The sequence below is a fragment of the Enterobacter cloacae complex sp. 2022EL-00788 genome (assembly GCF_026627565.1).
Lineage (GTDB): Bacteria > Pseudomonadota > Gammaproteobacteria > Enterobacterales > Enterobacteriaceae > Enterobacter > Enterobacter pasteurii.
This window is the reverse complement of the sequence record NZ_JAPNMC010000004.1, coordinates 86,213-108,719: the sequence shown is the minus strand read 5'-3', so window position 1 is coordinate 108,719 and position 22,507 is coordinate 86,213. Positions and strand designations below refer to the sequence as shown.

At 57.2% G+C, this 22,507-nt stretch carries 20 protein-coding genes and 1 riboswitch; of the genes, 9 read left to right on the top strand and 11 right to left on the bottom strand.

Annotated features, from left to right (window positions below; genetic code table 11):
• Position 1 precedes the first annotated feature (1 nt).
• Positions 2-1,243, bottom strand: coding sequence for a multifunctional CCA addition/repair protein (locus OWK27_RS07400; RefSeq protein ID WP_267590122.1), 1,242 nt, complete (start codon positions 1,241-1,243; stop codon positions 2-4).
• 61 nt (positions 1,244-1,304) lie between these two features.
• Positions 1,305-1,925, bottom strand: coding sequence for a TIGR04211 family SH3 domain-containing protein (locus OWK27_RS07395; RefSeq protein ID WP_001303390.1), 621 nt, complete (start codon positions 1,923-1,925; stop codon positions 1,305-1,307).
• Positions 1,926-2,162: 237 nt separating this feature from the next.
• Here OWK27_RS07395 and OWK27_RS07390 point away from each other — a divergent pair, with 237 nt between their 5' ends.
• The 3 genes from OWK27_RS07390 to hldE are packed head-to-tail and all read left to right on the top strand — an operon-like array spanning position 2,163 to position 7,812.
• Positions 2,163-3,464 (top strand): inorganic triphosphatase, encoded by a 1,302-nt coding sequence (locus OWK27_RS07390; RefSeq protein WP_267590121.1) that lies wholly within the window; start codon positions 2,163-2,165, stop codon positions 3,462-3,464.
• A gap of 21 nt (positions 3,465-3,485) precedes the next feature.
• The gene (glnE, locus tag OWK27_RS07385) at positions 3,486-6,341 is read left to right on the top strand and encodes a bifunctional [glutamate--ammonia ligase]-adenylyl-L-tyrosine phosphorylase/[glutamate--ammonia-ligase] adenylyltransferase (RefSeq protein WP_252004158.1); all 2,856 of its coding nucleotides are present in this window, start codon (positions 3,486-3,488) and stop codon (positions 6,339-6,341) included.
• 40 nt (positions 6,342-6,381) lie between these two features.
• Complete coding sequence (gene hldE / locus OWK27_RS07380; protein ID WP_267590120.1) at positions 6,382-7,812, top strand: bifunctional D-glycero-beta-D-manno-heptose-7-phosphate kinase/D-glycero-beta-D-manno-heptose 1-phosphate adenylyltransferase HldE; 1,431 nt, start codon at positions 6,382-6,384, stop codon at positions 7,810-7,812.
• Positions 7,813-7,887: 75 nt separating this feature from the next.
• On the opposite strand, the gene ubiK is transcribed toward hldE, so the two are convergent.
• Positions 7,888-8,184, bottom strand: coding sequence for a ubiquinone biosynthesis accessory factor UbiK (gene ubiK, locus OWK27_RS07375; RefSeq protein ID WP_148418445.1), 297 nt, complete (start codon positions 8,182-8,184; stop codon positions 7,888-7,890).
• A 119-nt stretch (positions 8,185-8,303) separates the two neighbouring features.
• Positions 8,304-8,454: riboswitch (FMN riboswitch) on the top strand.
• Positions 8,455-8,559: 105 nt separating this feature from the next.
• On the opposite strand from ubiK, the gene ribB reads away from it, so the two are divergent.
• Entirely contained in the window at positions 8,560-9,213 is a 654-nt protein-coding gene (gene ribB, locus OWK27_RS07370; protein ID WP_148418446.1) for a 3,4-dihydroxy-2-butanone-4-phosphate synthase, read from the top strand.
• Positions 9,214-9,257: 44 nt separating this feature from the next.
• Here ribB and OWK27_RS07365 read toward each other — a convergent pair whose 3' ends face one another.
• The 5 genes from OWK27_RS07365 to zupT form a co-directional block, all read right to left on the bottom strand.
• Positions 9,258-10,316 (bottom strand): type 1 fimbrial protein, encoded by a 1,059-nt coding sequence (locus OWK27_RS07365; protein WP_252004160.1) that lies wholly within the window; start codon positions 10,314-10,316, stop codon positions 9,258-9,260.
• Positions 10,300-11,055, bottom strand: coding sequence for a molecular chaperone (locus OWK27_RS07360; RefSeq protein ID WP_267590119.1), 756 nt, complete (start codon positions 11,053-11,055; stop codon positions 10,300-10,302). Before OWK27_RS07360 ends, OWK27_RS07365 begins: the two co-directional genes overlap by 17 nt.
• 9 nt (positions 11,056-11,064) lie before the next feature.
• The gene (locus OWK27_RS07355; protein WP_267590118.1) at positions 11,065-13,503 is read right to left on the bottom strand and encodes a fimbria/pilus outer membrane usher protein; all 2,439 of its coding nucleotides are present in this window, start codon (positions 13,501-13,503) and stop codon (positions 11,065-11,067) included.
• A 73-nt stretch (positions 13,504-13,576) separates the two neighbouring features.
• A complete protein-coding gene (locus tag OWK27_RS07350) occupies positions 13,577-14,134 on the bottom strand; it encodes a fimbrial protein (RefSeq protein ID WP_267590117.1) in 558 nt (185 codons plus the stop codon).
• A 405-nt stretch (positions 14,135-14,539) separates the two neighbouring features.
• Positions 14,540-15,313 (bottom strand): zinc transporter ZupT, encoded by a 774-nt coding sequence (zupT, locus tag OWK27_RS07345; protein ID WP_148418451.1) that lies wholly within the window; start codon positions 15,311-15,313, stop codon positions 14,540-14,542.
• A gap of 130 nt (positions 15,314-15,443) precedes the next feature.
• On the opposite strand from zupT, the gene ygiD reads away from it, so the two are divergent.
• On the top strand, positions 15,444-16,232 hold the full coding sequence (gene ygiD / locus OWK27_RS07340) for a 4,5-DOPA dioxygenase extradiol (protein WP_267590116.1): 789 nt from the start codon (positions 15,444-15,446) through the stop codon (positions 16,230-16,232).
• Between the two features lie 79 nt (positions 16,233-16,311).
• Here ygiD and OWK27_RS07335 read toward each other — a convergent pair whose 3' ends face one another.
• The 3 genes from OWK27_RS07335 to tolC form a co-directional block, all read right to left on the bottom strand.
• Positions 16,312-17,472, bottom strand: coding sequence for a glutathionylspermidine synthase family protein (locus OWK27_RS07335; RefSeq protein ID WP_148418453.1), 1,161 nt, complete (start codon positions 17,470-17,472; stop codon positions 16,312-16,314).
• 2 nt (positions 17,473-17,474) lie between these two features.
• The gene (locus tag OWK27_RS07330) at positions 17,475-18,134 is read right to left on the bottom strand and encodes a DUF1190 family protein (RefSeq protein WP_267590115.1); all 660 of its coding nucleotides are present in this window, start codon (positions 18,132-18,134) and stop codon (positions 17,475-17,477) included.
• A 190-nt stretch (positions 18,135-18,324) separates the two neighbouring features.
• Positions 18,325-19,803, bottom strand: a complete 1,479-nt coding sequence (tolC, locus tag OWK27_RS07325; RefSeq protein WP_267590114.1) for an outer membrane channel protein TolC — start codon at positions 19,801-19,803, stop codon at positions 18,325-18,327.
• Positions 19,804-20,006: 203 nt separating this feature from the next.
• Here tolC and nudF point away from each other — a divergent pair, with 203 nt between their 5' ends.
• From nudF to yqiA, 4 genes are read left to right on the top strand one after another with little or no spacing between them, the layout of a single operon-like run.
• A complete protein-coding gene (nudF, locus tag OWK27_RS07320; protein WP_176609472.1) occupies positions 20,007-20,639 on the top strand; it encodes an ADP-ribose diphosphatase in 633 nt (210 codons plus the stop codon).
• Entirely contained in the window at positions 20,636-21,058 is a 423-nt protein-coding gene (locus OWK27_RS07315; RefSeq protein WP_148418456.1) for a DUF1249 family protein, read from the top strand. The genes nudF and OWK27_RS07315 overlap by 4 nt, the downstream gene beginning before the upstream one ends.
• A 27-nt stretch (positions 21,059-21,085) precedes the next feature.
• Positions 21,086-21,913 carry a 3',5'-cyclic-AMP phosphodiesterase gene (cpdA, locus tag OWK27_RS07310; protein ID WP_148418457.1) on the top strand — a complete coding sequence of 276 codons (828 nt, stop codon included), beginning with the start codon at positions 21,086-21,088 and terminating at the stop codon, positions 21,911-21,913.
• Positions 21,913-22,494, top strand: a complete 582-nt coding sequence (gene yqiA, locus OWK27_RS07305; RefSeq protein WP_148418458.1) for an esterase YqiA — start codon at positions 21,913-21,915, stop codon at positions 22,492-22,494. Before cpdA ends, yqiA begins: the two co-directional genes overlap by 1 nt.
• The last annotated feature ends 13 nt before the right edge of the window (positions 22,495-22,507 follow it).

The window sequence follows — 22,507 nt, the reverse complement described above, 5'->3', positions numbered from 1 at the left end:
CTCAGTCTTTCGGCTGAGGGCAACGTTTTTCCTTCCACGCCGCAACCGCGTCAATCCGCCGCTTCGTCAGCTCTTCGCGAATTTCCGGGCCCTTAAACCCTGCTTCTACCACCGCTTTCGTTGGTACCGCCTTAGCCACTTCCCACGCTTCGCGCAGCAAACGCCCCTGCGGATAATCGGACGCTTCAAATCCGGTACGGCCGCGCACGTCCGCTTCGCTGGTAAGCGCAATCTGCTCCACGCGCTGCGGCTTGCGCCAGGCGTCGATGTTATCGAACAGCTTCACAATGGTGGCAGGCTTCAGGATCGGGAAGGTGTGGATCAGGTCGTGGAACTCGGCAACCAGCTTCGCCAGGTCGCGGATGTCATTCGGCACGCGCAGGCGCTGGCATAGCCCTTCGACCAGCTTCACCCCTGCCGGGCCATGCCCGTGGTGGCGCGGCCAGAGCGTTTTTGGCGTTAACCCTTTGCCGAGATCGTGACAGAGGGTGGAGAAGCGTACGTCCACCTCAGGACTGAGCATGGCGGCCATGCTGAGCGTCATCAGGGTATGAATACCGGTATCAATTTCCGGGTGCCATTTCGCCGGCGCCGGAACGCCAAACAGCGCGTCTATTTCCGGGAACAGCACCTTCAGCGCCCCGCAGTCGCGCAGCACCTGGAAAAAGACCTGTGGATTGCGGGTGGTCAGGGCATTTTCCGTCTCTTTCCAGACGCGCTCCGGCGTCAGGTGTGCCAGCTCGCCGGCTTCGGTCATGGCCGTCATCAGCGCCATCGTCTCGTCGGCGATGCGGAAGCTGAGATGGGCATAACGGGCGGCGAAACGCGCGACGCGCAGCACGCGAAGCGGATCTTCCGAAAAGGCAGGGGAAATATGGCGTAAAAGACGGTCGCGCAGATCGTTCTGGCCGCCGTAGGCGTCGATGATATGGCCGTTTTCGTCCTGAGCCAGCGCGTTGATGGTGAGATCGCGGCGCAGTAAATCCTGCTCCAGCGTCACGTCCGGGGCGGCGTAACAGGTGAAGCCGGTATAGCCGGAACCCGATTTTCGTTCAGTACGCGCCAGGGCGTACTCTTCCCGGCTTTTCGGATGCAGAAACACGGGAAAATCGCGGCCTACCTGCTGGTAGCCCGCGTCAATCATCGCTTCGGGCGTGGCACCGACCACCACCCAGTCTTTATCTTTGACCGGCAGACCTAACAACGCATCACGTACCGCACCACCGACCAGATAACTCTTCACGCCCCACTCTCCCGTTTTTTCTTGTCGCAAGATAATACGTAAGTGTGGCAGAGAAGACGAGTTAGTTCATCCAGCGGTCTTTACGCTTGCGGCTTGGGATGAGGTGAGGAAGCACCAGACCCAGCACCAGGCCTACGCCCAGCACGCCGCCGCCATACATGAACCACTGCATGATGATGGTACGCTGTTTGTCATCAAGCTGAAGATTGGCGGCGTTGACTTTCTTCTGCGCGACAATCAGTTCGTTTTTCAGCTTCTGGTTTTCGTCCTTCAGACCGGCGATCACGCTGTCGCTTTGCGCCACCTTCTGCTGCATCTCCGCGGTGCGCTGGTTCCAGGTGCCGTCAATGTTGTTCAGCTTATCGGTCAGGGTTTTCACCTGATTTTCCAGATCCGGCACGCGGGTGCGCAGGCTTGGTACCGTGCTCAGCTCCTTCAGCGGGATCCAGGAGGTGCGGCCAGAGCTGTCACGAACCTGACCGTAATTGGTGTCTGCATTCGTTTGCAGCAGAGTCACTTCCTCGCCGGCATTTACCGTACCCACGAGGCGATAATTGTCTCCGGGGCCGCTGCGTACCCAGGTGTTCAGTTCATCAGAAACGTAACGTTTCTCTTCAGCGTGGACCGCGGTTGCGGCGCTAAAAGCGAGTAAAGTAAGTCCAATCAGGCGTAATTTAAGCATATCAGTCGTTATTTTCATAAAAAGTGGAACGATAGTAGTGGTATCAGTGTCGCTACGCAAAGGATTCATCATCAATCGGAATCATCTGTGTCATGATTTCCACCGCTTTTAACTTTTACGCCCGTCAAATTGCTCATTGCGTGGCAATTTGGCGCAAAATACTATGTACTGACAAACAAATGGCGAGGAAGTTCGCCCTCATCGACGCGTCTGTGACGCACGCAAAAGTACAAGGCTATGGCACAAGAGATCGAATTAAAGTTTATCGTCGAAAAAGAGAGCGCTGACGCGCTTCGCCAGCATCTGAATACGCTGTCCGGCGAGCACCATGAACCCGTACAGCTGCTCAACATCTATTACGAAACGCCGGACAGCTGGCTGCGTAACCACGATATGGGCCTGCGCATCCGCGGCGCGAACGGGCGCTACGAGATGACGATGAAAATTGCCGGTCGCGTGGTGGGCGGTTTGCACCAGCGCCCGGAATACAATATCGACATCAGTAAGCCAGAACTTGAGCTGGAACGTTTTCCGGCGGAAGTCTGGCCGGAAGGCACGCTGCCCGCAACGCTGTCGGCAGAGGTAAAACCGCTGTTCAGCACCGATTTCTGGCGCGAGAAGTGGCTGGTGACGGAAGGCAAAAGCCGCATTGAAATCGCGTTTGACCGGGGTGAGGTTAAGGCTGGCGAAGAGCAGGAGCCCATCTGCGAGCTGGAGCTTGAACTGCTGGAGGGTGAGGCGAGCGACGTGCTGAAGCTGGCGCGTAAGCTGGTGAACCAGCCGGGCTTACGCCAGGGCAGCCTGAGCAAAGCGGCGCGCGGCTATCATCTCGCTGCCGGGAATCCACCCCGCGTGCTGCGAGAAACGCCCATTCTGCGCGTTGTGCCGAAAGCCTCCGTTGAGCAGGGCATGGAAGCGGCGCTGGAGCTGGCGCTCTCCCAGTGGCAGTACCACGAGGAGCTGTGGGCGCGTAACGTGAAAAATGCCAAAAAACAGGTGCTGGCCGCCATCGGCCTGGTGCGTCATACCCTGACGCTGTTCGGCGGTATCGTGCCGCGTAAAGCCAGCACTCACTTACGTGATTTGCTGACCCAGACCGAAACGCTGATGCTTTCCGACGTATCGGCACAAACGGCGATCTACAGCCCGCAAAACGCCAGCGCAAAACTGGCGCTGACCGAGTTTCTGGTGACCCGCGGCTGGCGCACTTTCCTTGATGCGAAAGGGCAGACCAAAATCGCGGAAAACTTCAAACGCTTTGCGGATATCCATCTTTCCCGCCACGCCGCCGAGCTGAGAACGACCTTCGCGCATCCGCTGGGCGACCAGTATGGCGACCAGCTTCCCCGCCTTGCGCGCAACATCGACAGCATGCTGCTGTTGTCCGGCGCGTATGAGAGCGTAAAAGCGCAGGCCTGGCTGGAGAACTGGCAGGGGCTGAAGCATGCCATCGAGACCCGTCAGCAGATTGAGATCGAGCATTTCCGCAACGAGGCCATTTCGCAGGATCCGTACTGGCTGCACAGCGGAAAACGTTAATTCTGGCAAGGAACCCCTGATATGCCGCTTTCTTCGCAGTTACAGCAGCACTGGCAGACCGTTTGCGAACGCCTGCCCGAGTCGTTACCCGCGTCATCGTTAAGCGAGCAGGCGAAAAGCGTGCTCACGTTCAGTGATTTTGTGCAGGAGAGCGTCAGCGCCAACCCGGACTGGCTGGCAGAGCTGGAAAGCGCGCCGCCGCAGGCTGACGAGTGGCGGCATTATGCTGGCTGGCTGCAGGCCGCGCTGGCAGAGGTGGCGGATGAAGCCACGCTGATGCGCGTTCTGCGTCAGTTCCGCCGCCGGGTGATGGTGCGCATTGCCTGGGCGCAGGCGCTGGAGCTGGTGAGCGAAGAGAGCACCTTGCTGCAGTTGAGCGAGCTGGCGCAGACGCTGATTATCGCCGCGCGGGACTGGCTCTACGCCGCCTGCTGTAAAGAGTGGGGCACGCCGTGCAGCGAAGAAGGGGTTCCGCAGCCGCTGTTGATTCTGGGGATGGGGAAGCTGGGCGGCTGCGAGCTGAACTTCTCTTCGGATATCGACCTGATTTTTGCCTGGCCGGAGAACGGCTCCACGCGCGGCGGTCGCCGCGAGCTGGACAACGCCCAGTTCTTTACACGGCTGGGGCAACGGCTGATAAAGGCGCTGGATCAGCCCACGCAGGACGGCTTTGTCTACCGCGTGGACATGCGCCTGCGCCCGTTTGGCGACAGCGGTCCGCTGGTGCTGAGCTTTGCCGCGCTGGAGGATTATTACCAGGAGCAGGGCCGCGACTGGGAGCGCTACGCGATGGTGAAAGCGCGGATCATGGGCGACAGCGATGACGCTTACGCCAACGAGCTGCGCGCCATGCTTCGCCCGTTCGTGTTCCGCCGCTACATCGACTTCAGCGTGATCCAGTCCCTGCGAAACATGAAAGGAATGATTGCCCGCGAGGTGCGCCGACGTGGCCTGAAGGACAACATCAAGCTTGGCGCAGGCGGTATTCGTGAAATTGAATTTATCGTGCAGGTCTTCCAGCTGATACGCGGCGGGCGTGAGCCCTCTTTGCAGTCCCGCTCGCTGCTGCCGACGCTGAGCGCTATCGACCGGCTGCATCTGCTGCCGGAAGGCGACGCGCAAACGCTTCGTGAGTCTTATCTGTTCCTGCGTCGTCTGGAAAATCTGCTGCAAAGCATCAACGACGAACAGACCCAGACGTTACCGGGCGATGAGCTGAACCGGGCGCGTCTGGCCTGGGGCATGCGCGTGGAGGACTGGGCAACGCTGATCGAAAAGCTGGACGCTCACATGGCGGGCGTGCGCCGTATCTTTAACGATCTGATCGGCGATGACGAAAGCGAATCGCAGGACGACGCGCTCTCCGAACACTGGCGCGAGCTGTGGCAGGACGCGCTCCAGGAAGATGACACCACGCCGGTGCTGGCGCACCTAAGCGACGATGCCCGCCATCGCGTGGTGGCGTTAATCGCCGACTTCCGCCTCGAACTGAACAAGCGCGCCATTGGCCCGCGCGGTCGTCAGGTGCTGGATCACCTGATGCCGCATCTGCTGAGCGACGTCTGCTCCCGCGAGGATGCGCCGGTGCCGCTGTCGCGCATGATGCCGCTCCTGAGCGGGATCGTCACGCGTACCACCTACCTTGAGCTGCTGAGCGAGTTTCCCGCCGCGCTCAAGCACCTGATTTCCCTCTGCGCCGCCTCGCCGATGGTGGCCAACAAGCTGGCGCGATATCCGCTGCTGCTGGACGAGCTGCTCGATCCAAATACGCTGTATCAGCCGACGGCGACGGACGCCTACCGCGACGAGCTGCGCCAGTATCTGCTGCGCGTGCCGGAGGAGGACGAAGAGCAGCAGCTTGAGGCGCTGCGTCAGTTCAAGCAGGCGCAGATGCTGCGCGTGGCGGCGGCAGATATTGCCGGTACGCTGCCGGTGATGAAAGTGAGCGATCACTTAACCTGGCTGGCGGAGGCGATCATAGACGCGGTGGTTCACCAGGCGTGGGTGCAGATGGTGGCCCGCTACGGCCAGCCGAAGCACCTTGCTGACCGCGAGGGGCGCGGTTTTGCGGTGGTGGGTTACGGAAAGCTGGGCGGATGGGAGCTGGGCTACAGCTCCGATCTGGATTTGATTTTCCTGCACGACTGTCCGGCAGACGTGATGACCGACGGCGAGCGCGAAATCGACGGGCGGCAGTTCTACCTGCGCCTGGCCCAGCGCATTATGCACCTGTTCAGCACCCGCACCTCGTCCGGCATTCTGTATGAAGTGGATGCGCGCCTGCGCCCGTCCGGCGCGGCAGGCATGCTGGTCACCTCGACGGACGCTTTTGCCGACTATCAGAAGAACGAAGCCTGGACGTGGGAGCATCAGGCGCTGGTGCGCGCCCGCGTGGTGTACGGCGATCCGCAGCTCAAAACGCAGTTTGATGCAATTCGCAAGACGGTCATGACGACCCCGCGCGAGGGCAGCACGCTGCAAACCGAGGTGCGGGAGATGCGTGAGAAGATGCGCGCGCACCTTGGCAACAAACATCGCGATCGCTTTGATATCAAGGCCGATGAAGGCGGCATTACCGATATTGAATTTATCACGCAGTACCTGGTGCTGCTGCACGCGCACGATAAGCCGAAGCTGACCCGCTGGTCGGATAACGTGCGCATTCTGGAACTGCTGGCGCAAAACGACATCATGGACGAGCAGGAGGCGCAGGCCTTAACCCGTGCCTATACCACGCTGCGCGACGAGCTGCACCACCTGGCGCTGCAGGAGCAGCCGGGCCATGTGGCGCTGGACTGTTTCGCCGAAGAACGCGCGCAGGTGACCGCCAGCTGGCAGAAGTGGCTGGTGGAACCGTGCGTAACAAAACAAGTGTGATATTATCGCGCGCAAATTGTGAATCTTTCTGGAGTCAGGAATGAAAGTAACACTGCCAGAGTTTGAACGTGCTGGGGTTATGGTTGTCGGTGATGTGATGCTGGATCGCTACTGGTATGGGCCGACCAGCCGTATCTCACCGGAAGCGCCGGTGCCGGTGGTTAAGGTCGATACCATTGAGGAGCGTCCGGGCGGCGCGGCAAACGTGGCGATGAACATTGCCTCTCTGGGCGCGCAGTCGCGTCTGGTGGGCCTGACCGGCATCGACGATGCGGCGCGCGCGCTGAGCCAGTCGCTGGCGGACGTGAACGTGAAGTGCGACTTCGTTTCGGTTCCGACGCACCCGACCATCACCAAGCTGCGCGTGCTGTCGCGTAACCAGCAGCTGATCCGCCTCGACTTCGAAGAAGGTTTCGAGGGCGTGGATCCTGAGCCGCTGCACGAGCGCATCAGCCAGGCGCTGGGCCATATCGGCGCGCTGGTGCTGTCGGACTACGCCAAAGGCGCGCTGGCCAGCGTGCAGACGATGATCCAGCTGGCGCGTAAAGCCGGCGTACCCGTACTGATCGACCCTAAAGGCACCGACTTTGAGCGCTATCGCGGCGCAACGCTGCTGACGCCAAACCTCTCCGAGTTTGAAGCGGTGGCGGGCAAGTGCAAAACCGAGGAAGAGCTGGTTGAGCGCGGGATGAAGATTATCGCTGACTTTGAGCTGTCCGCGCTGCTGGTGACCCGCTCCGAGCAGGGCATGACGCTGCTCCAGCCGGGCAAAGCGCCGCTGCATATGCCAACCCAGGCGCAGGAAGTGTACGACGTGACCGGTGCCGGTGATACGGTGATCGGCGTGCTGGCGGCGACGCTGGCTGCGGGTAACTCTCTGGAAGAAGCGTGCTACTTCGCGAACGCCGCGGCGGGCGTGGTGGTTGGCAAGCTCGGGACCTCTACCGTTTCGCCAATCGAGCTGGAAAACGCGGTGCGCGGCCGTGCCGATACCGGCTTTGGCGTCATGACCGAAGAAGAGCTGAAGGTGGCCGTTGCCGCCGCGCGTAAACGCGGTGAAAAAGTGGTGATGACCAACGGCGTATTCGACATTCTGCACGCGGGCCACGTCTCTTATCTGGCGAACGCGCGCAAGCTGGGCGACCGCCTGATCGTGGCGGTTAACAGCGATGCCTCAACCAAACGTCTGAAAGGCGAAACGCGTCCGGTGAACCCGCTGGAGCAGCGCATGGTTGTGCTTGGCGCGCTGGAAGCGGTGGACTGGGTTGTGCCGTTTGAAGAAGACACGCCGCAGCGCCTGATTGCCGGGATCCTGCCAGACCTGCTGGTAAAAGGTGGGGATTACAAACCAGAGCAAATCGCGGGGAGCGAAGAGGTCTGGGCAAACGGCGGTGAGGTGATGGTGCTCAACTTTGAGGACGGGTGTTCAACCACCAACATCATCAAAAAGATCCAGAAAGACAGTCATTAAAAAACGGGCCGGTTGGCCCGTTTTTTTCACCCTCTCCCCGTGGGAGAGGGCTGGGGTGAGGGCATCAGGCCGCACTTACTCCTGGTCATCCACCGGTGGAATGGCCGGTGCCGGCTTCACTTCTTCCGGCGAATTACGGTTTTCCAGCTCGCTCAGACGCTGTTCCAGCAGCGCCAGCTTCTCACGGGTGCGCAGCAGAACCTGGGTCTGCACGTCAAACTCTTCACGGCTAACTAAATCAAGGCGAACCAGCTGCGCCTGCAGCGTCTGGCGGATTTTCTTCTCAACGTCATCACCAAATTCACGAATGCCCTTCGGCATGGACTCATGAACCTGACGCGCGATCTGCTCAATTTTCTTTGGGTCAATCATAATGGCTTCCCTTGATAAGTCGGTGTTGATGAACATTGTAGCGCGTCCTGCCCGGGGTAAACAAAATTGTTTGAAGCTTATGCATTGCCCAGGTTAATCAATAGCGTTATAGTTATCTCGCTTATTCTCAGGGCGGGGCGAAATTCCCCACCGGCGGTAAATCAGCGTGACGCTGAAAGCCCGCGAGCGCTTTGGGTGAACACTCAAAGGTCAGCAGATCCGGTGTAATTCCGGGGCCGACGGTTAAAGTCCGGATGGGAGAGAGTAACGATCCAGTCGGGCATGGCCCGCTCACGTTATTTTTTTGCCGCTTGTCCGGCGCTCCTAAGACTGCCCTGATTCTGGTAACCATATTGTTAATGAGGTTTTTTTACCATGAATCAGACGCTACTTTCCTCTTTTGGCACTTCAACTGAACGTGTTGAACACGCACTGGATGCACTGCGCGAAGGCCGCGGTGTGATGGTGCTTGACGATGAACACCGTGAAAACGAAGGCGACATGATTTTTGCCGCCGAAAACATGACCGTTGAGCAGATGGCGCTGACCATCCGTCACGGTAGCGGCATCGTATGCCTGTGTATTACCGAAGACCGTCGCCAGCAGCTCGATCTGCCGATGATGGTTGAAAACAACACCAGCGCCTTTGGTACCGGCTTTACCGTGACCATTGAAGCCGCGCACGGCGTGACCACCGGCGTGTCGGCGGCTGACCGTCTGACTACCGTACGTGCAGCGATCGCCGATGGGGCGAAACCCTCCGACCTGCACCGCCCGGGCCACGTCTTCCCGCTGCGCGCGCAGCCGGGCGGCGTGCTTACCCGTGGTGGTCATACTGAAGCGACCATCGATCTGGTGACGCTGGCTGGCTTCAAGCCGGCGGGCGTGCTGTGCGAGCTGACCAACGATGATGGCACCATGGCGCGCGCGCCGGAGTGCATCACCTTTGCGCGTCTGCACAATATGCCGGTGGTGACGATTGAAGATCTGGTGGAGTATCGCCAGGCGCACGAGCGCAAAGCCAGCTGAAATTGCTGATGTAAGAAAGCCGGGGAAACCCGGCTTTTTTGTTTTTAGTGGTAGTTAATTTTGAACAGCACGACGGTTTCAAACGGGCCTGATTCAATGCGCGAGCCTTCGGCATGAGAAAGCTCAGCGGTGTAGTGCGTCTCAAAATGCAGCACTGAGCCGGTGAAATCGGCATATTCGTCATACTGGTTAAAGGCGTAGGGCTGCGTGCCGTTGAGAATACGCAGCTTTAAGCCGTTGCCGATCAGCAGCGCGGTATCGTTGGCCGTGAGTTCGTTATCGGTATAGAACGACGAGTCGATCTTAAAGCCGTCTGAACACTGCGCGTCCTGCATTTTGCTGGTTTTAACCGTGAACATTCGCGTACGCGTTCCCTTGTTCACAATGTCGCGCGCGCTGAAGGTGCCAAAATCAATCTCCTGATTTTCAGGGTAAATGCTGAACGTTGCCCCGCAGTCCAGAACCTTGATATTTTCCAGCCCGTTGATGTGGTATTTGAGGTTTTTCGCATCCCAAAGGGCATTTACGCCGCCTTTGCCGTCAAACTGCACGACGATATAATCCCCGAGCGTGCTGACGTAACCCTGAGGCGGTATCGCTTTGAGCTTAACGTAGAGCCTGAAGCGCGCTGCAAAGGTGCGTGAGGTATGGACGTCCGACGCGTTTCCTGAACAGATGTTCTTCTCCCAGCCCATCGCCTTAAGCTGTTCAGCTGAGTATTTGCTCAGGCTATTGTTATCCAGACACTGGCCGGTATCCACGCCGAAGGTGTGTCCGGTCGCATCGTAATCTGCCCCCTCGTAGGTGACGCCCAGCTCATAGTAAGGATCTGATACCGACGGGTAAGGGTTCACCCAGGCGAACACGTTTTCGTTCTCATGATTTGAGGCGGTATTCCTGTCGCAGTAAACCGGGATCTTTATGTCGCTGGATTCCCAGATTTTTTGCCCGACCTTTGCGTTGCTGGGTATCGAAAATTCCGACACCGTTTTGGTTTGCTCGACCGGACCGTTTTGCGTGCCCAGGTAACAGTTCAGGGCGAGGGCATGCTTAAGCGGCAACATCACCAGCAGCAGAAAGAAAAGCTTAACGGGATGTCGCATGTTGCCCTGCCTTGCGCGGCGTCAGCGCGCACCGGGTTGACCGTGAACAGGTCAGATTGACCTTGCGTAGCGCACCGTAATCATCAATGTAACCGATGCTGTAGCCGCTTCCTTCCGGTTCACTTAGCGTGAGGGTGCGGGTGTCGTATGGGCTAATCATCAGGCTATCGAATCCCGGGAGCATGGTTTTTCCGTTGTTGCTCAGCCAGGCCAGGGTGATGAAATAGGGCGTGGGGTTTTTCAGCGTCATGGTTTTGCCCGCCACAGTCACCGCCAGCCGCATTTCCGCATCGTCTCCCGCCTTCTTGCGGATGGCTTCCGGTCGCCAGAACAGCTTGATGCGGCTCTGCATGGCCACCTGCATGACGCTGCGCGCTTCTTTCGGGCTTGCGCTTTTTGGCGGAACCTCACGCAGGTTGAAAAAGAACAGCGTCTCGCGATCGCCGGGAAGCTGCTGCGTCGCGGGCTGCCTGACGATCCGCACCTGTGACGACGTACCGGGCTCAAGGCGCTGAATGGGCGGCAGGGCCATAAAATGGCTGTCTTCTTTGCGTCCGTCCGCATCCTCCACCCAGGCGAGGGCAAGGTAGGGGAGCGATTTGCTCTGGTTCTCGATGGTCACACTGCTGGCCTTATCGCTTTCAGGGAAAACAATGCGCGTCCGATCGAGGTTAACGGCGGCGTGCGAGAAGCCGAGGCTGCAAATACAAAGTGCTGCAAATAACGTTTTTGATTTCATAGTGATAACTTACTGGCAGGGCAGGATGAGCTGCGTAACGTTTTCCAGGGTGGCCGGCAGGGAGAAATGGCACCGCTGGCTATCTCCCCACGTGACCGTAAAGTGTTGTCCGGCTTTTACCGCGCCCAGCCAGATATGTCCGTCCTGCGCGACAATCCCCATCTCCTGCCCGGAATCACGCTGACGAACCAGCGCACCAAGCGGCGGCGCGCCGGTAGCGGTATGCAATACCCCAACCACGTCCTGCCCCTGGCGGGTGGCAATCATTCGATAGCCTATTGCACCCTCGGTCCAGGCAGAGCGGATCACGCGGTTATCAACGTCTACGCCCTCCGGCAGGCTGTTCAGATTGACCTGCACGCTGGCGGGTATATAGCTGGAAAAGGCGGGCAGCACGCCGACGCCAAGCGCATTTGTGGTATCGCGTGACTGGTTTAGCGGGATGTTGCCGATACCTTCCGTACTGACCATCACGCGCGGCTCGTTGCCATAGCTTCGTCGGTGAAAGGCCGCTCCCTGAGCGGTTGCGGTGAACGAACCGTTCCAGCTCGCACTGACCGAACGGTATTCACTGGCCTTATAGCTGCCTGAAAGGTTCAGGTCACCCGTTCCGGCATAATGCTGGTAGTTAGCGCTAACTTGCGCACCGGCATCGGGTGCTTCACTCTCTGTTCCTGCGGAGATTCCCCAGGTGTTGTTCCTGTCAGAGGAGTCATACCAGGAGAGCGTCTGGCGCATGCTGTCGCTGTGCCGCACGTCGTAATTAAGACGATGATCCGAATCGAGAGGAACGCTGAGCGAAACGTAGATCTGCGTATCATCGCTTTGATCCGGGTAGTGCGTTTTACTCCACGAGGCCGTTACGCCAAGGTTTTTCCAGCGGCCAAGATCGAAGTTATAGCCTGCCGTCAGGGTGCCCGTCGTGGACGCTTCTCTGTCCCACCAGGTCTGGCGCAGCATGCCGAGGTAGAGGTTAAGCGACAGGGCAGGAATATACTGGCTGGCGGTGATGCTGAAGGTCTGTTTCTCCGTTTCTGCGTCGTCCTGGTCTTGTTCAAGATAGCGGGCGTAGCTGAGATAGCGGCTGTCGGAATAGCGGTAGCTGGCAAGCGTAAGCTGGCTGCCGGTGGTATCGAAGCGTTTGCTGTAGTTGATTCGGTAACTGTATCCGGTCCGCTTATCCTCCCCGAGCCGCCGGCTGGTGGCCTGGGTGACATCTATCGACAGCGCTCCAAGCCAGTCCATGTTTTGCCCTATACCCGCCGCCAGCGCGCGATAGTCACTGCCGCTGTTGAGTAAGCCGCCGTAAAGAGACGTCCGGGAAAGCAAACCCCAGGAGAATTCGCTGCTTAAAAAAGCCTCGCTTTCTACGCTGTGCGAGCTGTCCTGACGGGCTTTTCCGCCCGCCACCTTATAGCGAACCTGGCCTTTCCGCGTCAGGAAAGGGACCGAAGCGGCTGAAACCTGAAAGGTGCTAGAGCGGCCGTCTTCTTCAGTGACGTTGACGTCGAGGGTGCCCTGCACCGATTGGTTAATATCCTGGATAACGAACGGGCCGGGTGGGACCCTGGTCTGGTAGATGATCCTGCCAGCCTGGCTGACCGTCACGGTCGCGTTGGTTTGCGCGATACCGGATACCTGCGGCGCATAGCCGCGCAGTGACCAGGGCAGCATACGTTCGTCGCTGATAAGCGAGGCGCCCGTATAGGAAAAACTGTCGAAAATATCGGACTGGAAATCAGATTCCCCCAGCGTCAGCTTTGACCCGAGCGTGGGTAGCGGACGAAAAAGGTAAGCGCGGGATAAGCGCCCCTCGCTCTGCGAGCCATCATCCGTTCTATTGAACGCGTACTGGTAATCCCCGCGCAGGCGCCAGGCGCCCAGGTTAGCCCCGGCAGTACCGTAGGTGTTGAGGCTATCGCTGGCCGTGCCCTCGTCAGGCTGGTAGCGGCTGGCAAAAAGGTTGTAATCCAGCAGCACGCCGGAGACGCCGTTGTCCCAGGTGGCTGGCGGCATCCAGTTGGTGGCGCGATACTGTAGCCAGGCCTGAGGCAGGGTTATCTCCAGCGTTTGGGTTGCCTGGATAAACGCGAAGTGAACCTGTGATAAGCCGCTAAAATCGACGCAGCCTGCTTTATCAGGTAGCGTACTGCGGATCTTGTCGTCCAGGCCGAAGGTATCTGCCAGCGCTGCCGGAATACACGCTTCCGTGGTTTCGCCTTTACGCCTCCAGGCTAATTGCCAGCCGTTCGCAAGGGGCGTGTTATTTACCGAAACAGTAACAAAATAGTTTCCCGGTGCGACGTGGTTCTTATCTTTAAACTGTGAAATATCAATATTACCGCGCTGGTCTTTATCGATTGCGTTAATGTTAAACTCAACGGCGAGCAGAGGGGAGGAGATAAGAAAGCCTGCGATGATCATTCCGGGTGAACTGTATTTCATCATTCAGCTCTCAAATAAAATAACGTCAATGGCTGGCAAATATATTGCCAGCCGAAATAGAACTAACGATATTTGCTTATTTGTACAGCAATACATAATTCGCGGTTGATTCAACCTGACCGGCCGTTGCCGTTTTACCGCTGACCGTTTCCATCTGTGCTTTAAAGTGCAGCGTCTGAGTCGAGGAACCTGCCGAGAGGTCGACGCTGTTTGCGGAGCCCAGAGTGATTGGTGACTCCGCGTTATCCAGCAAACGAACGCCGACGTTCTGCGCGCCCCCCGCATAGGTGTTGCTCATCAGGCTGGTATCGGTGCCGTCGGTTGCGGTGCTGCTGAAGGTTACTTCCACTTTGGAGACGGGTGTTGCCGTTTCGTCTCCAGCGTCAAGCTGGCAGTTTTCCAGATTGATATCAACCGGTACCGCCGAAGATTTTTTATTCGCATTCATCATCGCCGTTGTGACCTGGCCGAGCTCGATCTCTTTATCAATACTGTCTGGTGCAATATTGCATGGTGCGTCAATAATAACGCCCTTAAAGGTGATTTTACCGGAGCCCTGATCGCTTGCCAGCGCGGTGGCGGCGATAAAAGAGGTTAACGCAACCGCCAGGAGTGCTTTTGAAATATTTGGCATGAAATATCCTTTTTCTGAATAAGGTTGGTGAAGTATTTAAGGTCGAGGCGGGCGCATTCTAAGACTAATTGTAACAATCCGTGATTAATAAAAATTTAAAGTCTAATTAAGTTTTTATTTATTAATTATTGATGTGAATAACTTATGAATAACAAGAGAAAGGCGAGGGGATAAGTAACCGAAGCATCAGACGCGGTTGGTCTGCTTTTTGATCGTTTATATATGGTTAACGTCGCTAATAATATCTTTTCTGAATAACCCGACAGTAACGCCATTGCCAGTTTTGCGCGTTAGCTCACTCTTATAATAGTGGGTCCGCGTCGTGCTTTATATTATTAATAATGATAGCTGGAGAGCACCATACGCTATAAAAATGGCGCTCCCTTAAAAAGGGAGCGCCATTGTTCAGCCAAGACCTGCCGTTTGCAGCAACACCAGGCTTAAACCCATCACCGACATGCCGCACAGCACCCCGTAGCTCGGGTTGTTGTTGGGGTCGATCTCTTTTGCCAGCGGCATCAGTTCATCTACCGACAGGGCGACCATGATCCCCGCCACGGCCGCCATAATCGCCGCCATCACGACCGGGGATACGAGGCTACCGAGGATCAGCCACGCCAGCACGCCGCCGAGTATTTCCGCCATCCCGGAGATACCCGCCCAGAAGACGGCCGTACGCTTTGAGCCGGTCGCGGCATAAACCGGCCCGGCTACGGCAAGTCCTTCAGGAATATTGTGCAAGGCAACGGCCAGCGCGACGCCAAAACCCATCTCCAGATTGCTGCTGGCCGTAACATACGTGGCGACGCCTTCCGGGAAGTTATGCAGGCTGATGCCCAGCGTCAGCAGAATAGCGGTGCGTTTGATATTGCCGGGTATTGGGGCAACGCTTTTCTGCATCAAATCCTGAGGGTGCGCGTGCGGCAGCATGCGGTCGAGCGCAAAATAGCCCAGCAGCCCGGCAATGAACATGCCGTAGCCCAGCACCGGGGACATTCCCTCGGTGTGAAGTGCGGCGGGCAGCATCTCCATCAGCGAAATAAGCAGCATGATCCCGGCGGCGAAGCCCAGCGAGAAGGCCAGCACGCGATTAGACGGTTTTTGCCCGAGCACGCCGAGGAACGCCCCGATAAAGGTCGCGGCGCCCGCGAGTATGGTCAAAATCAAGGGTACTGACATGCACTCTCCTTAAGCTGTTTCTGACATTCAAATTTCCTGATGATGATCTTCACGGTTATCTGCGTTCATCTTCACCTGAATGCGCGTAATGTAGAACCATCAAACTGACACCTCCTCTAAGGATATCACCATGTCTTCTTTTCGTATGCCAGCACTGTTTTTAGGCCACGGCAGCCCAATGAACGTTCTGGAAGATAACGTCTATACCCGCGCCTGGCGTCATCTGGGTGAGACGTTGCCGCGTCCGAAGGCGATTGTGGTGGTGTCCGCGCACTGGTTTACCCGCGGCACCGGCGTGACGGCCATGGAAACGCCGAAAACTATCCATGATTTTGGCGGCTTCCCGCAGGCGCTGTATGACATGCATTACCCGGCTCCCGGCTCTCCTGAGCTGGCGCAGCAGCTGGTCGATCTGCTGGCGCCTGTTCCGGTAGCGCTGGTTAAGGAAGCCTGGGGCTTTGACCACGGCTCGTGGGGCGTGCTGATAAAAATGTATCCGGATGCCGATATCCCGATGGTGCAGCTGAGTCTCGACAGCACCAGGCCGGCTGCCTGGCACATGGAGATGGGCCGTAAGCTGGCTTCGCTTCGTGATGAGGGCATCATGCTGGTTGCCAGCGGTAACGTGGTACACAACCTGCGCACGGTACGCTGGCACGGTGAAAATACCCCGTATCCGTGGGCGACATCGTTTAATAACTACGTGAAAGACAACCTGACCTGGCAGGGGCCGGACGAGCGGCACCCGCTGGTGAACTATCTGGATCACGAAGGCGGTTCGCTCTCTAACCCAACGCCGGAACACTTCCTGCCGCTGCTGTACGTGCTGGGCGCGTGGGATGGTCAGGAGCCGGTTACGATCCCGATCGACGGAATAGAGATGGGAAGTTTGAGCATGCTGTCGGTGCAGGTGGGGTAATAAAAGTAAAACGGCAACCTGAGGTTGCCGTTTCTAGCGCTTGCTCCCTCTTCCGTGGGAGAGGGCAATAGGCTGCACGCTACTCCACAAAAATATGCGGATAGAACCGTGACAGGTCCTGCGTAATCAAGGCGCGATCTTCGCGAATGCCGATCCCGGCAGGCTTATCGTTAATCAGCCAGCTGCCGATCAGCGTATAGCTGTCGCCAAACTTCGGTAGCTGATAAAACGCCTGGACGATCATCCCCTCTTCACCGTACGGCCCTTCAACCGCTTCCAGCGTTTTACCGTTTTCGATAATCGATACGTTCGCCCCTTCACGGGAGAAGATCGGCTTAACGACGTATTTCTCCATCGGCGGGAAATCATCTTCGGCAAAGTACGCAGGCAGCAGGTTCGGGTGGTTCGGGAACATCTCCCACAGCATCGGCAGCAGGGCCTTGTTGGAGATAATGCTCTTCCATGCCGGCTCAAGCCAGCGGACGCCAGCGTCTTCCAGCTTGGTGGAGAACATCTCGCGCAGCATATATTCCCACGGATACAGCTTGAACAGGTTGCTGATCACCTGATCCTGCATGTCCGTAAACTGGCCTTTTTCACCCAAGCCGATATCTTCGATATAGAGGAATTCCGTCGCCACTTCCGCTTCGGCCGCGCAGTCCTGCAAATACTGAACCGTACCGCGATCTTCTTCGGTATCGCGGCAGCAGGCGAGGTGCAGCAGGTTAAAACCGTGCTGTTCGCGCAGTTCGGCGAAACGCTCAATCAGCTTTTCCTGCAGGCTGTTGAACTGGTCGCTGCCTTCCGGCAGGTTTCCGGCGTTCGCCTGATCTTCCAGCCAGATCCACTGGAAAAACGCGGCTTCGTACAGTGAGGTTGGCGTATCCGCGTTGTTCTCGAGAAGCTTCGGTTCACCCACGCCATCCCAGGCCAGATCGAGGCGAGAGTAGAGCGAAGGCTGATTCGTTTTCCACGACTGACGGACAAAGCTCCAGGTGTGCTTCGGAATGCGGAATTTGGTCATCAGCGCATCGCTGTCGATGACTTTCTCAACCACCTTCAGGCACATCTGGTGCAGCTCAGCGGTCACGTCTTCAAGCTTTTCAACCTGAGCAAGCGTGAGCCTGTAGTAAGCATCTTCACACCAGTACGGCTCGCCGTACATGGTGTGGAAGTTAAAGCCGTATTCGGTAGCCTTTTCGCGCCAGTCCGGGCGCTCGACAATACTGACTCGTTCCATGATCAGCCGCCCATTGAGCGAGTCGAAGAGCCGGTCGCGCTACGTTGCATGGTGGTTTGTTTGGCAACAGACTCGCCGAAGCCGCCGCGGGTAATGGTGCTGGTGGTTGCAGGCTTCGGCGCCATGGCGGTTTTCGGTACGGTCATGGTACGGCCAGGCGTTGCGGCACCGTAACCCTTGCCGGTGGCATCGGTATATTTACCGTACGCCGGGCTGTTCGGGTTTTTGGAGCTGAACAGCGGCTGCTGCTGGTAGCCCGCGCCGCCGCTCATCAGGCGGCCCATCATATAGCCCGCCATCAGCGGCATCCAGAAGCTGCCGCTGGACTGCGCCTGGTTTTCCGGTGCCATACCCGCCTGAGCCGGTGCCTGCTGGCACTGGCCTTCACCGAATTCAGCTACACAGTCTTCGCGTGAGGCGTATTTTGGCGCGGTGCGTTCCGCTTCTTTCAGGGCGTTGTTGTAGGCCGTTGTACATTCGGCGGCTTTACCGGTTGCGCTCGCGCAGTCGTCGGCGTTTTGATACAGCGAAACCGTTTCGTCGCTTTGCTCACAGCCTGCCAGCATAAAGACGGCGGTGACCGCCAGCGCGACAGGCGTCAGGTGGCGTGCGTTCCAGCTTTTGCGGAACGACGCATGATTCATCGTTTTTGTCCGTTTCATAATTGTCTTCCAGGACCCAGTGGTAATAACGCTCAGGATAGAGGATGACTGGTTGAAAATGAAGCGAGGAGGGGCGGAAACAGGGAGATCTTTACGTTGGCTTACGTTCGGAGGGGATTTATGTGCTCCCTCTCCCACAGGGAGAGGGCAGGGGTGAGGGCATCAGGCCGCAGCGGGCCTGATGACACTCTTAGTTTCGGAACGGATTGCTACCGCTGCTGGCAGGTGCGGTGCTGCGCGCTGCCGCTGGCTGCGCAACTGGCGCGCTGCTGTTAGCGGTGAAATTATCAACGGCGGCATCCTGCTGCGGATTTTCCGGCGCGACGCTTTCAGGCGACGTGGAAACCGGTTTGCCCAGCGTGCTGTTCAGCATTTGCAGATCCTGCTCGTTCAGCGTACCCAGAGCCTGCTTGATGTTCAGCTGGTTAATCAGGTACTGGTAACGCGCGCTGGAGAGCTGCTGTTTCGCGTTGTACAGCGTGGTCGTTGCGTCTAACACATCAACGATAGTACGCGTACCGACGGAGTAACCCGCTTCCATCGCGTCCAGAGAGCTTTGCGCAGAGACAACGGCCTGTTTGTAGGCGTTGATGCTGCTGATGGACGCGTTCACGTTGTTGAAGGAAGAACGTACGGTCTGGACCACGTTGCGGTGCGCGCTTTCAAGCTGCTCGCTCGCGCCTACGAAGTTGTACTGTGCCTGCTTAACCTGAGAGTTAACCATCCCGCCCTGGTACAGCGGTAGAGAGAAGCTCAGGCCAACTTTGTTCTGGCCCATGTTGTTGTCGTCATACTGGGCAGTGTTGGTTTTAGAACCGCTGTAGCTGGTATCCGATACGCCGGTAGAGGCGCTCAGGCTCAGGGTTGGCAGGTGACCGTCCTGTGCAAGACGGATCTGCTCGCGCGCCAGGTCCTGGCTCAGGCGTGCCTGCAGCAAGGTCAGGTTGCGGTTTTCCGCCTCTTTCAGCAGGGCGTTAACCCCCTGTGGCTTGTCCGTTTTGAAGCTGTCCACGTTCAGAGAGGCCAGCTCAGGATAGTAGTTACCGGTGACCTGACGCAGTGATTCCAGCGCGTTGTCGAGGTTGTTACGTGCGGTCACTTCGTTTGCCAGTACGGTGTCGTACTGTGAACGGGCGTTCTGTACGTCAGTGATGGCGACCAGGCCCACGTTGAAGCGCTGGGTGGTTTGATCTAACTGACGATAAATCGCCTGTTTCTGCGCTTCGGTGTAGGAGAGGGCGTCAATCGCGCTCAGTACGTTGAAGTAGGCGGTCGCGGTATTCAGGATCAGCGTCTGCTGATCGGTCTGATAGGTCACATCCTGGATGCCCGCGCTCTTTTCCTGCAAGCTCAGCTCACGCCATTTGGACATGTCGAACAGGGTTTGCGTTAACTGTAAAGAGGCGCTGGTGGCGTTCGAGTTGATGCCGTTATTATCGCGAAAACCGTTAGTGTAGGTATAATCTGCACCTAAGCCCAACTGCGGCAGCAGTGGACTACGTGCTTCGTTAATTTTTTCAAACGCAGCATCACGATCGGCCGCTGATTTACGTAAATCAGGGTTGCCCAGACGTGCCTGCTGGTAGACCTGTAACAGGTTCTCTGCCTGGCTCATTGCACTGAAGCCCGTCAGGCTCAGGCCGATAAGGATGGGGAGCAATTTCTTCATTTGCATTCCTTGTTGTGAAGCAGTATTAGCGCTGATCTAATTAAAAATAATTGCCGATTCTAACAGAATCATCCACACCAAAAGGTTGGCGTAACGTGCCATCTGGCGGTAATTGGCTCCAATCTACCATATAGCCATACAAACGGCAGCCAAACAGCCTTGAAATTCACAATTTCATCACCATTGCTACCAGGACTCGACCGATGCAAAAACCAGAAAACGTGCCTGTCACCTTTGCCAAAAACGATGTAGAAATTATTGCACGAGAAACGCTTTATAGCGGTTTTTTTTCAATGGAACTTTACCGTTTCAGGCATCGCCTGTTTAACGGTGAAATGAGCGGTGAAATCAAACGCGAAATATTTGAGCGCGGGCATGCGGCAGTCTTGCTACCCTTTGACCCAGTGCGTGATGAAGTCGTGCTGGTCGAGCAGGTCCGTATTGCGGCGTATGATACCAGCGAAACCCCGTGGCTGCTGGAGATGGTGGCCGGCATGATCGAGGAAGGCGAGTCGGTCGAAGACGTCGCCCGCCGCGAGGCGCTGGAAGAGGCGGGCCTGGTGGTGGGCCGCACGAAACCGGTGCTGAGCTATCTGGCAAGCCCGGGTGGGACAACGGAACGCACATCTATTATGGTGGGCGAAGTGGACGCCACGACAGCGGAAGGGATCCACGGTCTGGCAGATGAAAACGAAGATATTCGGGTTCATGTGGTAAGTCGGGAGCAGGCTTACCGGTGGGTAGAAGAGGGGAAAATCGACAACGCAGCGTCTGTCATCGCCCTGCAATGGCTACAGCTGCACTATCAGACTTTACGACACGAGTGGAAAAAATGAAGCGTTATACACCTGACTTCCCAGAAATGATGCGCCTGTGCGAAACCAATTTCGCACAATTGCGCCGCCTGCTGCCGCGAAACGACGCACCCGGCGAAACGGTGAGCTATCAGGTGAGCAACGCCCGGTATCGGTTAACGATAACAGAATCAACGCGCTACACTACGCTGGTAGAGATTGAGCAAACGGCGCCGAGCATTAGCTACTGGAGCCTGCCGTCCATGACGGTGCGTCTTTATCACGATGCGATGGTCGCTGAAGTGTGTTCAAGTCAGCAGATCTTTCGCTTTAAAGCGCGGTATGATTATCCGAATAAAAAGTTGCATCAACGCGACGAAAAGCATCAAATTAACCAGTTTTTAGCCGACTGGCTAAGGTATTGTTTAGCACATGGAGCAATGGCGATTCCGGTTTGTTAGCATCATAAACCTACCTAAGGACACCATTTGGAAAGCCTGTTGAACCTGACTGTTGCTGGTGGGGCGCCAGTCAGGATATTACAAATCACCGACACCCACCTTTTTGCCGAAAAGCATGAGACGCTTCTGGGCGTGAACACCTGGGAGAGTTATCAGGCGGTTCTGGACGCGATCCATGCTGAAAATCGGCCATGCGATTTGATCGTCGCAACGGGCGATCTGGCGCAGGATCAATCCTCCGCAGCCTATCAGCATTTCGCTGAGGGGATTGCGAGCTTTAGCGTGCCTTGCGTCTGGCTACCGGGCAATCACGATTTTCAACCTGCGATGTACAGCTCGCTTCAGGACGCGGGGATTTCACCGGCTAAATGTGTCTTTGTAGGTGAGCAGTGGCAAATCCTGCTCCTCGACAGTCAGGTGTTTGGCGTTCCGCACGGTGAGTTGAGCGACTATCAGCTCGACTGGCTGGAGACAAAACTGGCCGCCGAACCGGATCGCAATACGCTGCTGTTACTGCACCATCATCCGCTCCCGGCGGGCTGTAGCTGGCTCGATCAGCACAGCTTGCGCAATTCTGCGGCGCTGGACAGCGTACTGGTAAAATTTCCGCGCGTGAAAAATCTGCTGTGTGGGCACATTCATCAGGAACAGGATCTCGACTGGAACGGTCGCCGCCTGCTCGCGACGCCGTCCACCTGCGTGCAGTTTAAGCCCCACTGCGCTAACTTCACGCTGGACACCATCGCACCGGGCTGGCGCTGGCTGGAGCTGCATGCCGACGGCACGCTGACCACCGAAGTGTGTCGTCTGACCGGCGCGCAGTTCCGCCCGGATACCGCTTCAGAAGGCTATTGATGTCAACGCTTCTCTATCTGCACGGGTTCAACAGCTCTCCGCGCTCGGCGAAAGCGACGCAGCTTCGCGAGTGGCTGCATGCGCATCATCCCGACGTGGAGATGATTATTCCGCAGCTGCCTCCTTATCCGGCGGACGCGGCAGAAATGCTGGAATCGATTGTGCTTGAACACGGCGGCGAATCGTTTGGCGTTGTCGGGTCGTCCCTCGGCGGCTACTACGCCACCTGGCTGTCGCAATGCTTTATGTTGCCTGCTGTCGTCGTCAACCCGGCGGTCCGGCCATTTGAGCTGTTAAGGGACTTTCTTGGCGAAAACGAGAACCCCTACACCGGCCAACAATATGTGCTAGAGTCACGCCATATTTACGATCTCAAAGTTATGCAGGTCGACCCGCTTGAAGCGCCCGATCTTATCTGGCTGCTGCAACAGACGGGAGATGAAGTGCTGGATTACCGCCAGGCAGTGGCGTATTACGCATCCTGCCGCCAGACTGTAGAAGAGGGCGGAAACCATGCTTTCACGGGCTTTGAAGATCATTTCACCCAGATTGTCGATTTTCTTGGACTGCACAGCCACTGACAATCAATGCGAA